Annotated in this window: 9 protein-coding genes; 6 read left to right on the forward strand and 3 right to left on the reverse strand. The window is 57.8% G+C overall.

Annotation, left to right across the window (positions count from 1 at the left end):
- Positions 1–395: 395 nt before the first annotated feature.
- Positions 396–2318 carry a glucosamine-6-phosphate deaminase gene (gene nagB, locus JT718_RS13855; protein ID WP_205503306.1) on the reverse strand — a complete coding sequence of 641 codons (1923 nt, stop codon included), beginning with the start codon at positions 2316–2318 and terminating at the stop codon, positions 396–398.
- Between the two features lie 342 nt (positions 2319–2660).
- Here nagB and hslV point away from each other — a divergent pair, with 342 nt between their 5' ends.
- From hslV to JT718_RS13875, 4 genes are all read left to right on the forward strand, one after another.
- Positions 2661–3200: an ATP-dependent protease subunit HslV gene (gene hslV, locus JT718_RS13860; RefSeq protein WP_205503307.1), complete on the forward strand. Its 540-nt coding sequence runs from the start codon at positions 2661–2663 to the stop codon at positions 3198–3200.
- A 110-nt stretch (positions 3201–3310) separates the two neighbouring features.
- Positions 3311–4282 (forward strand): deoxyhypusine synthase family protein, encoded by a 972-nt coding sequence (locus JT718_RS13865; RefSeq protein WP_205503308.1) that lies wholly within the window; start codon positions 3311–3313, stop codon positions 4280–4282.
- Positions 4283–4602: 320 nt separating this feature from the next.
- On the forward strand, positions 4603–5196 hold the full coding sequence (locus JT718_RS13870) for a DUF4136 domain-containing protein (protein WP_205503309.1): 594 nt from the start codon (positions 4603–4605) through the stop codon (positions 5194–5196).
- Between the two features lie 167 nt (positions 5197–5363).
- Positions 5364–6800, forward strand: coding sequence for a pyridoxal phosphate-dependent decarboxylase family protein (locus JT718_RS13875; RefSeq protein ID WP_205503310.1), 1437 nt, complete (start codon positions 5364–5366; stop codon positions 6798–6800).
- 31 nt (positions 6801–6831) lie between these two features.
- Here JT718_RS13875 and JT718_RS13880 read toward each other — a convergent pair whose 3' ends face one another.
- Positions 6832–7398, reverse strand: a complete 567-nt coding sequence (locus JT718_RS13880; RefSeq protein ID WP_205503311.1) for a 2'-5' RNA ligase family protein — start codon at positions 7396–7398, stop codon at positions 6832–6834.
- 238 nt (positions 7399–7636) lie between these two features.
- Here JT718_RS13880 and abc-f point away from each other — a divergent pair, with 238 nt between their 5' ends.
- Both abc-f and JT718_RS13890 read left to right on the forward strand, forming a co-directional pair.
- Positions 7637–9565 carry a ribosomal protection-like ABC-F family protein gene (abc-f, locus tag JT718_RS13885; protein ID WP_205503312.1) on the forward strand — a complete coding sequence of 643 codons (1929 nt, stop codon included), beginning with the start codon at positions 7637–7639 and terminating at the stop codon, positions 9563–9565.
- 199 nt (positions 9566–9764) lie between these two features.
- Positions 9765–11093 (forward strand): type IX secretion system plug protein, encoded by a 1329-nt coding sequence (locus tag JT718_RS13890; protein ID WP_205503313.1) that lies wholly within the window; start codon positions 9765–9767, stop codon positions 11091–11093.
- Between the two features lie 286 nt (positions 11094–11379).
- Here the strand turns inward: JT718_RS13890 and JT718_RS13895 are convergent, their stop codons facing one another.
- Positions 11380–12339 (reverse strand): NAD(P)-dependent oxidoreductase, encoded by a 960-nt coding sequence (locus JT718_RS13895; RefSeq protein WP_205503314.1) that lies wholly within the window; start codon positions 12337–12339, stop codon positions 11380–11382.

Below are 12339 nucleotides of genomic sequence, written 5' to 3' on the forward strand. Positions count from 1 at the left end.
TTCAATATAGTATGGTTCAAGCAATAGACTATGGTTCAAGTCTATGACTTGGACCTATCATGAGGGCTGTTCGCAACTGCCGTAAGACGAATACATCAACAGAAATCCAAGCACAACAAATCCGCTGGCGCGAGCGTCCCGCTCGTGTCCGCACGCATTGCCGAACTTCTGCCAACTGTCCAAGTGCTTCAGCATCACTTCCACTTCTTACCACTCAACCCTACTGAAACAAGCCTATTTTTTGTATGTGATGTACCGAAGCCAAGTACCTTCTTTTCAACCCGTTTATCAGAATACAGGCAAAAAACGGAGTTCCGACAATACCACAAGGGGTAAAACAACAAGGCCGTTCCAGTTTCCTGGAACGGCCTTGCGGATGGGGTAATAAAGAAAGCTTAGTATCTGAAACGTACGAAGGCTTCCATGGCTTCGTAGTCGGCGAGGCCCAGGCGGTCGTAGCGGCGGGCGGTCTCGCGGTTGCGCTCCTGGGCGCGCACCCAGAACTCGCGCTCGTCGTCGCCGGGGAACACGGGGCGGTCCTTCTGGCTCTGGTGCTTGAAGATGGCCATCTTCTTGCGCTCCACCTCCTGCGGAGACAGCGGCACGGCCATCTCTATCTCGTGGGTCGCGAACTCGTGCCAGGCGCCGCGGTACATCCACAGCCAGCAGCCCATCACCCAGTCCTCTCCGGCGGCCTTCAGCCTCCGCAGTGCCTCCACGATAATGTTGAAGCACACAATGTGGGTGCCGTGCGGGTCCTCGAAGTCCCCGGCCGCGAACACCTGGTGCGGCTTCACGCGCTGCAGCAGTTCCATGGTGAGGCGGATGTCCTCGTCAGTGACGGGGTTCTTGTTGGTCTTGCCGCTTTCGTAGAAGGGCAGCGCCTGGAAGTGGATGTTCTCGTCGGGCAGGCCGGCGTAGCGCGCCCCGGCGATGGCCTCGCTCTTGCGGATGAAGGCCTTCACGTTCTGGATCTCGCGGGTGTCCACCTGGTTGGGCTGCTTCTGTTCAATGAAGGTGCGCATGCCCTCGTAGATAGCGGTGAGCTGCTGCCCGTCCTGCCCAATGCTCTTGCTAAAGTCGATGGCGAACTCCACGTAGCGCAGCACGTCGTCGTCCCACACGGCCGTGTTGCCCGAGGTCTGGTAGGCCACGTGCACCTCGTGCCCCTGGTCCACCAGGCGGATGAACGTGCCCCCCATCGAGATCACGTCGTCGTCGGGGTGCGGCGAGAAGATCAGGGCGCGTTTCTGCGCGGGCAGGGCGCGCTCTGGTCGGTCAGTATCGTCTGAGTTGGGTTTGCCGCCGGGCCAGCCGGTGATGGTGTGCTGCAGACGGTTGAAGATGTCAATGTTGATGTTGTAGACCGGCCCGCGGTCCACGGCCAGCTGCGCCATGCCGTGAGCGTTGTAGTCATCCTCGGTCAGCTTGAGGATGGGCTTGTTCACCTTGCCCGAGAGCCAGATGACCGCCTTGCGGGTAAGGGCCGCGTCCCACACGCAGTCTTTCACCAGCCAGGGCGTGTCGAAACGGGTCAGCTCGGCCGCGGCGTCCTGGTCCAGCACGAACTCCACGTTGTCGGAGAGCTGCAGGTAGGTGGCGGGCACCTCGCCGGAGATTTCCCCCTCCACCGCTTTCTTGATGATGGGCGCCTTCTTGCCGTTCCAGGCCATGAGCACGATCTCGCGGGCCTTGAAGATGGTCCCGATGCCCATGGTGATGGCCTTGGTGGGCACGTTCTCCTTGCCCCCGAAGTCGCGGGCGGCGTCGCGGCGGGTCAAATCGTCCAGGGTGACCAGGCGGGTACCGGAGTTGGGCGCCGAGCCAGGCTCGTTGAAACCGATGTGGCCCGTACGGCCGATGCCCAGCACCTGCAGGTCTATGCCGCCCAGCGCCTCTATTTTGCGCTCGTAGGCCAGGCAGAACGCCGGGATCTCCTCCAATGCAAGCGTCCCGTCCGGGATGTTGATGTTGGCGCGGTCAATGTCAATGTGGTTGAACAGCTGCTCGTCCATGAAGCGCACGTAGCTTTGGGGCGCCTCGGGCTGCATGGGGTAGTACTCATCCAGGTTGAAGGTGATCACGTCCCTAAAGCTCAGCCCCTCCTCGCGGTGCAGGCGCACCAGCTCAGAGTAAACGCCCACCGGGGTGGCACCGGTAGCCAGGCCCAGCACCGTTTTCTCGCCTGCCTGCTGTTTGCTTCTGATGAGCTCCGCGATGCGGCGCGCCACGGTCCTGGAAGCTTCGTTCTTGTCGGGGTAAACGGTTACCGGGAGCTTCTCGTAACGGGTCTCCTCCAATAGGTTAAGCCTAATCATAGTTCTGGATGATGTGGGGTTTAGGTTAAGTATGGAGCCTGCAAAGGTAGGAAGACTAACTATTAGTCAAAATCTATACTTAATTAATTTTTTATAAAAGTTTTTGGCCGTTTTGGGGCTGTTTTCCGCAGAATAGCGCAGAAACAGCCCCAAAATTTCTTAGGCAGATGGGTTTTTAACTGGTACTACCTTCCGGCCCTGCAATCAGTAAAACGCTCCTGCCCGGAGCCTCCGGTCACTGGGCCCGGCCTGGTTTGGGGAGCCAGGTTCGGGTATTAGCAAAGATTGTCGTACTTTCGTGCCCGCAGACCAGACCGGCTCTGTGCCTTAACTTGATTGAGCATGACTAAAATACGTTCTACCACCGTGCTGGGCGTGTACCACAACGGTGAGGTGGCCTTGGGGGCCGATGGCCAGGCCACCATGGATAAATACATTGCCAAGAGCAACGTGCGGAAAATCCGGAAACTGCAGGACGGCAAGATTGTGACCGGCTTCGCGGGCTCCACCGCCGATGCCTTTACCCTGCTGGAGCGCTTTGAGGAGAAACTGGCCGCCTACAGCAACAACATGAAGCGCGCGGCCATTGAGCTGGCCAAAGACTGGCGCAAAGACCAGTATCTGCGCAAGCTGGAGGCCATGATGGTGGTAGCCAACAAAGAGGAACTGCTCATCATCTCGGGCACCGGCGACGTGCTGGAACCCGACCACCAGATTGCCGCCATCGGCTCGGGCAGCACCTACGCCCAGTCGGCCGCGCTGGCCCTGAAGAAGCACGCTCCGCACCTCACTGCCGAGGAGATGGTGCGCGAGGCCCTCACCATTGCCGCCGATATCTGTATCTACACAAATCATAATTTCATTATTGAGAAACCGAACTAAGCCGGGAGTATCTCTGTTTGCATTTTGAACCTCAGAAAATGGGAAACTAAACGCCCTGCAAAGGTTTAAATTGCTTTATTTCAAGCTTTTTTTAAACATCAAAGAACAGAATGAAGGTAACTCAGTTCCTGAAAGACCATTACAAGCACTTCAACGCTGCTGCGTTAATTGATGCCGCCGATGCCTACAAAGCGCACCTGGACAACGGTGGTAAAATGATGATCACCCTGGCCGGTGCCATGAGTACCGCCGAACTGGGAATCATTTTAGCCGAAATGATCCGTCAGGACAAAGTGCAGGCCATTACCTGTACCGGTGCCAACCTGGAGGAAGACATCTTCAACCTGGTGGCCCACGATTTCTACGAGCGCATCCCCAACTACCGCGACCTGACCCCGCAGGACGAGCAAGCCCTGCTGGACCGTCACCTGAACCGCGTAACTGATACCTGTATTCCGGAAGAGGAGGCCATGCGCCGCCTGGAGCACACCGTATTAAAATACTGGCAGAAAGCTGACCAGGCCGGTGAAGCGTACTTCCCGCACCAGTTCTTCTACCAGATTCTGTTATCCGGCGATTTGGAGCAGTATTACCAAATTGACCCAAAAAACAGCTGGATGCTGGAAGCGGCCAAGAAAAACCTGCCCATCTTCGTGCCGGGCTGGGAAGATTCTACCCTGGGCAACATCTACACCGGCCACGTGATCTCCGGCGACGTGAAGAACGTGCACACTGTGAAAACCGGTATCCAGTACATGATGGAGCTGGCCGAGTGGTACACCAACACCGCCAAGGAAGAGTCTACCATTGGTTTCTTCCAGATTGGCGGCGGTATTGCCGGTGACTTCCCCATCTGCGTGGTGCCTATGCTGCACCAGGACCTGCAGCGTACCGGAGTTCCGTTGTGGGGCTACTTCGCGCAGATCTCTGACTCTACCACCAGCTACGGTTCTTACTCTGGCGCGGTGCCTAATGAGAAAATCACCTGGGGCAAACTGGGCATCGACACGCCTAAGTTCGTGATCGAGTCAGACGCTACCATTGTGGCACCACTTATCTTCGCCATTGTCTTAGACAAATAAGCGGATCTTACCTTATCATACAGTAGAAAGCGGGATGTACCATCCCGCTTTTTTTATGCCCTTTCGGCCGTACTTTCCTCCCTCAAAAGGTACTAACCACTTCCCTTTCCCCCTCGCCGCTCGGCCGTTGGCCGCATAAACCTATCTGACATCCAGGGCAGGCAGAATATTATGTAAATAATTTGGTGTTTTCTTATACAATAGCTATATTGATATTCTAATAAGGGTATTTCAATTTTCTTATAATTTTTTCCAACCACTTCGCCTCCAAGTCTCGTAAGTAGCGGAACACCAGTTCATTAAATTAGAGAGATTGAGCCATGAAAAACAACTACCTCTTTTCCAAGTTTGTTATTTTGATGTTGGCGGTGGCATTAAGCGGCTGCCTGGGGTTTGGGCACCGAAAGTTTGGATCTGACTATAGTTATTCGGGGGCTTTCCACAAGTACAAAACCTTTAATTTCATTACCCACGCCTCTGAGGAAGATAGCCTCACCCTGCGCAACTACGAGGTGCTCAAGAAGTACATCAAAGAACGGCTGGAGATACAGGGATACCAGTTCAGCGACAAGAAGCCCGATCTGCTGGTCAGCTACTACCTCTACTACAATGACCTGAACATGAAGGGCTATGAGCAGGAAGAGTTTGATATCTGGTTGGTCAACAATGAGGAGCCCAACCCAGAGCACGAGGCCTACAAGCCCATTAAGATGTACATGAGCCAGGGCACCCTGCTGGTCACCCTGCTGGACCACAAAAAGCAGAACGCAGTATGGCAAGGCTACACGTCTGGGGTGCTCTCAGACCCCAACACTGAAAACACCGCGTACCTCAACCGGGCCGTAAGGACCATCTTTGACCAGTACCGGGTATTCCGGAAAGGCTACCTGCGCGAGAACGCCTCGGCCAACTAACCTTTCCCACTTCCTTTTTACCAAGCCTTGGCCCGATTCAGGGGTGTTTCCCGCAAAACACCCCCGAATCGGGCCAAGGCTTTTCACTTGCTGGCTGTTTCTTTTGTACCTTGGGAGCCTTATTTCGGGCAGGCACCCCTTGCCCGGCAAACTCTACCCTCAGCCAGATGAAGCAACCTTCTTATCCTTTGGAGCCCACCCAACAAGCGCGTGCGGCGGTACAGCAGGCCATTGACACCTATATACAGACGTTTCTCACCCAACTCCCTTCCCTGCCTGCCTTTGTGGACTCGCCCGCCAAAGGGGCCGGCCTGCTGGAAAGCCCCATCGCGGAGCACCCCATGGCGGTAGATGAGGCTTTGGCCCTGCTCAAACAGGAAGTGGACACCCCAGGTATCAACTCTGCGTCGGGCGGGCACTTGGGCTATATTCCGGGCGGCGGGCTCTACTACTCCGCCCTGGGCGATTACCTGGCGGCGGTGACCAACAAGTACGCGGGCATCTTCTTCTCGGCCCCGGGCGCGGTACGCATGGAGAACCAACTGCTGCGCTGGATGGCTGGTTTAATCGGTTTTCCGGAAAATGCGGCCGGAAACCTGACCTCGGGCGGCAGCATTGCCAGCCTTATTGCCCTGGCCACCGCCCGTGATGCCCAGAAGATTACTTCCCGCCAGATTCCGGATGCCGTGGTCTATACCACCGCCCACGCGCACCACTGCCTGGACAAAGCCCTGCGCATAGCCGGCCTGGGCGAATGCCCGGTGCGCCACATCGCCATGGATGCCCAGTACCGCATGCAACCCGAGGCCTTGGACCAGGCCATTCTCCAGGACCAAGCCGCCGGACTGAAGCCCTGGCTGGTCATCGCCTCGGCCGGCACCACCGATGTAGGCGCCGTGGACCCGCTGACCGCCATTGGCCGCGTAGCCCAAACGCACGGGCTGTGGTACCACGTAGACGCAGCCTACGGCGGCTTCTTCGCGCTGGCCCCCTCGGGCAAACCCAAACTACAAGGCATTGAACTCGCCGACTCGGTGGTGATGGACCCGCACAAGGGGCTGTTCATTCCGTATGGCTCCGGGGCGGTGCTGATCAAGGACCGGCAGCAGACCGCTGAGACCCACCACTATCTGGCCAATTACATGCAGGATGCCCTGTCGGCTATTGAGGAGGCCTCGCCCGCGGACCTTTCGCCCGAGCTGAGCAAGCACTTCAGGGGCCTGCGGCTATGGCTGCCGTTGAAACTGCACGGCGTGGCCGCTTTTAGGGAGGCGCTGGAAGAGAAGCTGGAATTGGCGCAGTACGCCTACGGACAGTTGCAGCAGATGCCCGGCTTTGAGGTACCGGTAGCGCCGGCCTTGTCGGTGGTCATCTTCCGCTACGCGCCGGCCTCGGGTGAGATTGACGCGAATGCCTTTAACCAAAGGCTGATCAAGGAGGTGCAGGCCGATGGCCGGGTTTTCCTGTCCTCTACCCTGCTGGACGGGGCGTTCATGCTCCGCATGGCCATCCTGTCGTTCAGGACCCACCGGCCCACCATTGACCTGGCGCTCACCATCCTGCGGCAGAAAGTCACGGAACTGGAAAAGAGCTGGGAAGCCTAGAGCCTGCCTCGGTTAGGAGACCTTCAGGAATTTAGGAGAGTTTGATGGTGCCTTTCCTGGCAACTTCCACCAGCTTGAAGACACCGTCTTTCAGGAATAGGTCTCCGTGCCGGGTCAAGAGCGTGATGTTGTCCAGCTCAATCTGCCAGGAATAGGATTCGCGGTTCAGGTACAGGATGGCCTGTGAGACCAGTTCGGGCGTGGTGTCGCCCAGGGCCAGCGAAAGGTGGGGCACCCAGGTATTGGGGTGGTAGTAGGTCCCAATCTCCTGGCAGATGAGGCTTACCGCCTTGTAGAGCTGGTGGTGGAAGTGGTTCACGGCGGGAGTGCGCAGCACCGGGATGTAGAGCACCGGCTTCTCCCCAGGGAAAATGCCCAGGCCCGTGGTAAAGATCCTGAACCGGCAGCAGATACCCGCCGCGTGGCCCAGCGTTTCCTGCAGGTGCTGCAAACTTCCGTCGTTCACGGTTAGCCAGGTAATGTGCGGGAAGGGGGTCATCTGCACGCCCTTTATCCCAAACTCCTGTTCCAGGCTGTAGATTAGCCCGTTCAATTTGTCAGAATGCTCTGCATCCAGTAGAGAAACTATTGCCACCATAGCGGGTAAGTTGACGCTTTTTGGCCTGTTTTCCAAAATTGGGCCAAAAACGGCACGGCCCCGTTAAAAACGAAGATGTGGTTGGGTGACACGGCCGAGGCCGGGGGCAACCATAGGTGCCCTTTGTCTGATTAGGCGCTAAGTTGCTTTTGGCCTCTTTCGCCGGAACCCTGGCAAAAACGCTGCCTCTCAGGTTTCTTTAGAATTGCGTACCTTTGCGGTTTGAGAAGAAGCAACCATGATCTCCATAAATAACCTCAACTTCCACTTCGGGAGCCGCACCCTGTACGAAGACGCCAACCTGCACATCAAGCCCAAGGACAAGATTGGGTTGGTGGGGCTCAACGGCACGGGCAAATCTACCCTGCTGCGCCTGCTGGTGGGCGAGTACAAGCCAGACGCGGGCAGCATCCAGATGAGCCGCGAAACCACGCTGGGCTTCCTCAACCAGGACTTGCTGTCATACGACACCCACGAGAGCATCCTGAAAGTGGCCATGCAGGCGTTTGAAGAGGCCATTCAGCTGCAGCACAAGATTGACCAGGTGCTGCACCAAATGGAAACCGATTACCAGGACGAGCACATTGACCAGCTGGCCCGGCTGCAGGAGCAGTTTGAGGCCCTGGACGGGTATAACATCCAGGTGAAGGCCGAGGAAATCCTGGAGGGGCTTGGTTTTACCACCGAGGAGTTGCAGCAGCCCCTGCGCACCTTCTCGGGGGGCTGGCGCATGCGCGTGATGCTGGCCAAGATCCTGTTGCAGAAGCCTTCGCTCCTGCTCCTGGATGAGCCTACCAACCACCTGGACTTACCTTCCATTAAATGGCTGGAGCAGTACCTGAGTGCCTATGAAGGGGCCATCGTGATTGTCTCCCACGACCGCGAGTTCCTGGACAAAACCACCAACACCACCGTGGAAGTATCGGGCGCTAAGCTGAACGTGTACGCCGGCAACTACAGCTTCTACCTGGAGGAAAAAGAACTGCGCAACGAGATTCAGAAAGGGGCCTACGAGAACCAGCAGCAGCAGATCAAGCAGGCCGAGCAGTTTATTGCCCGTTTCAAGGCCAAGGCCACCAAAGCCAAGCAGGCCCAGAGCCGCATGAAAATGCTGGAGAAAATGGACCGCATTGAAGACGTGGCCGCCGATGCGCCCGTGGTCAACTTCAAGTTCCAGTTCACGGTGCAGCCGGGCCGCCATATCCTGCGCCTGGAGAACATGAGCAAAAGCTACGGCGAGAAACTCATCTTCAGAAACACCCACGTGAACATTGAGCGCGGCGACAAGATCGCCCTCATTGGGGCCAACGGCAAGGGTAAATCTACGCTCATGCGCATCATCGCCGGGGATGAGTCCATCCAGGGCAACCGCCAGTTGGGCCACAACGTGATCATGGCCTTCTACGCGCAGCACCAGTTGGAGAGCCTCAACGTAGAGAACGAGATCCTGCAGGAGATGGTGCAGGCGGGCAGCAAGCGCACCGAGATGGAGTTGCGCGGCGTGCTGGGCTCGTTCCTGTTCACCGGCGACACGGTGTTCAAGAAAATCAAAGTGCTCTCCGGGGGCGAGAAAAGCCGCGTGGCCCTGGCCAAGACCCTGATCTCAGAGGCCAACTTCCTGCTGCTGGATGAGCCCACCAACCACCTGGACATGCAATCTGTGAACATCCTCATCCAGGCCCTGCAGCAGTTTGAGGGAACCTTCGTGGTCATCTCCCACGACCGCTACTTTGTGGAGAGCGTGGCCAACAAGATCTGGTACATTGAAAACCACGAGCTCAAGGAATACCCCGGCACCTACCACGAGTACGAGTACTGGATGGAACAGCGCGAAAAAGACGCCAAGCGGAACCCCGTGGCGGCGGTTACCCCGGCCAAGGCGCAGCCCAAACCCAAGCCTACCGCCAACCAGCAGCAGGAACTGGAGCAGGAACTGAAACGCGCCAACCAGAAACTGAAGCAGGTAGAAGGCCTGGTAAACGAGCTGGAAAGCAAGCTGAAGAGCTGCGAGAACAAACTGGCCCTGCCCGCTACCTACGCCGACCCCGGCGCCCTGGAAGAGGCTACCCAGCAGTTCAACAAGATCAAAGCCCAGCTGGACAAAGAGCAAGCCGCCTGGGAACAGCTCATGGAACAGGTAGACGAACTGGAAAACCAGTTGAAATAGCGTACCCAGAAACCTCACAGGTCTTAAAGGCTTGTGAGGTTTTGCGTTTGGGGGCTGTTTTTCGTAAATGGAGCCCTAAACGCAAAAATCAGGCGCAAGCATCGGCTTGTTACCTCGCCCACCGGTCTTTCCAACTGCGGGCCGGTACAAGCAGCAACTTGCCTCACTTACAAGAGAACCTACACCTTATTTGACCTACATGACACAAAAGATAAACTGGAGAAAAGCCCTGCTGGGCGTGGCCCTGGCCGCTGCCACCCTTACCGGCTGCGTTCCCGTGGAGGGTACCGGCGCTGGCGCGGGGGCAACGGGTTCGGGCGTTTCCTTGCGGTACGAAGACGCGGTGTACACCGCAGACGTGCGCTCGGTGCAGCTCTACACCCGCAACTTAAACGTGGCCGATGTCTTGGCGCCGCCCCTGGTGTCCATTGACCAGTCCAGCCCACTCCTCCTGGAGTTCGACCGTATGTCGGCTCCCCGGGCCCGTGCGGTGGTCAAGCTCCACCATTGTGACGTGAACTGGCAGCCCTCGCAGCTGCAGGCCATGCAGTTTGTGCAGGACTACAACGAGTTCTTCATCATGGAAGTGGAGCCCTCGGCGGGGACCAAGGTTCCCTACTGGCACTACCGTTTCCAGCTACCGCGCGTGAAACTCAGCGGAAATTACTTACTGGAAGTGGCCGAGGAAGGCGGTAACCTGTTGCTGAGCCGCCGTTTTGTGGTGTTTGAGGAGCGCGTATCGGTGGGGCTCAGGCCGGTGGCCACCCCCGGCGCCGGCGACCGCTACGTGCGGCAGCAGATAGACTTTAACATCTTCTACCCGCAGTACCCGCTGGTGAACCCGGCCCAGGAGATTAAGGTAGTCATGCGCCAGAACCACCGCTGGGACAACGCCAAGCTGTTTACCCGCCCTACCTTTGTGCAGGAGGCCCAGCGCCGCCTGGAGTACCAACTGTTTGACGTGGAGCAGTCGTTCCTGGGGCTGAATGAGTTCCGGGCCCTGGACACCCGCAGCGAGCGGTTCAGCGGCATTGGCGTGGAGCGCCGCGATGTCACCACCAGCCCTGACCGGGTGTACGCCCTCCCCGGCCGGAGCCGCGCGCAGCAGGCCTACAGCACCCAGCCCGATGCCAACGGAAAGTTCCTCTTCGGGAGCCGCGAGTACGGCAACGCCCCCCTCAACGCCGACTACCAGCAGGTTTTCTTCCAATTGCAGGCTCCGGAGCCGGCGCCTGGCCCGGTCTACGTCTTCGGGGGCTTGTCTGACTGGCAGCTGCAGGAGCCGTTAAAGCTCACCTATGACGCCGACCAGCAACGGTACACCGGCTCGGCCCTGCTCAAGCAAGGCTACTACAATTACTATTTCGCGGTGAAAGGCGCCAACGGCCAAGCCGACGCCCGCTACTTTGAAGGCAGCCACTTCGCCACCGAGAACGTGTACGACGTGCTGGTGTACTACCGCCCCCCCGGCACCCGCGCCGACCTGGTCATCGGGTACTCCACCCTTCAGTTCAATCCGCAGAAATAGAACAGAAAGGCCTCCCTTGCCGCAAGGGAGGCCTTTCTGTTCTAAGGCAATTTTGAGGAAAACAGCCGGAAAATGATTCCACCCCGTAGCGGCGTTACCCTGTAACGCCGTGGTGCTATGGAACAAGACCGCCCCAAGCCCCGCAGACCTTCATAAACCGAGAACCCTCTCTTAAAACAGACTGGTTGTAGACCCGGACATGGGTATCGGCGGAGGACCACGGCGTTACAGGGTAACGCCGCTACGATTTGGGGCCATTCTCAGGAAAACGGGGCCAAAACGTGGTTTACTTCTGGCTTTCAAAATACGCTTTCAGTTTCTCCACCAGCACCTGGTTGATGCGCACGTAAGACTCCTGCGTCCAGCCGGCGATGTGAGGGGTCAGAATCACCCGGGGGTGCTCTTTCAGGTAGGTGAGCCTAGCTTGCTGCTCAGGGGAAAGGGTTTGCAGCTTCTCGTTCTCCAGCACGTCCAGGGCCGCGCCTTTTACCTTACCGGCTTGCATGGCCTCTACCAGGGCGGCATGTTCCAGCACTTCGCCGCGGGCGGTGTTGAGGAGCCAGAGGGGCTGCTGGAAACCCGAGAGCACCTGCCCGTTGATGAAATGGTGGTTCTCTTTGGTGTAGGGAAAATGCAGGCTCAGCACCTGGGCCCGCTCCTGAATCTCGGCCAAAGAGGTCAGGCGCACGTGCGCGTAGGGGTTCTCCACGCTCTTTATATCATAGGCTAGCACCTCACAGTCAAAACCCTGCAGGCGTTTCGCGAAGGCCTTGCCCATGTGCCCGTAGCCAATAAGCCCGATGGTCTTGCCTCCTATTTCCTCGCCCCGGTTTGCCTCGCGCAGCCACTGCCCTTCCCTGATCTGGCGGTCGCCTTGGGTGATTTTGCGGAAAAGGGTTAGCAGCAAGCCCAGGGTATGGTCACCCACGGCATCGCGGTTTCCTTCGGGGGCGTTGAGCAGGGTAATATGGCGGGCTTCCAGTACGCCGTCGTCAATGTTGTCTACGCCGGCACCGGCGCGGGCCACTACTTTCAGGTTGGGGGCGTGTTCCAGCAGTTCGTCGGTAATCCGCATTTTGCTGCGCACCACCAGCATGTGGTAGTCTGGCAGCAAGGCTGGCACTTCTTCTTTCTTAACGTCGGGTACGTAGGTTACCTCCACGCCCAGGGCTTGGAGCCAGGGCAGCAGGCTTTCGTGCATCAGGTCAATGACCAGGCACCGGAAGGGAGAGTCGGGTAAAGGCAT

Origin of the sequence: Rufibacter psychrotolerans (genome assembly GCF_016924645.1) — a bacterium.
Lineage (GTDB): Bacteria > Bacteroidota > Bacteroidia > Cytophagales > Hymenobacteraceae > Nibribacter > Nibribacter psychrotolerans.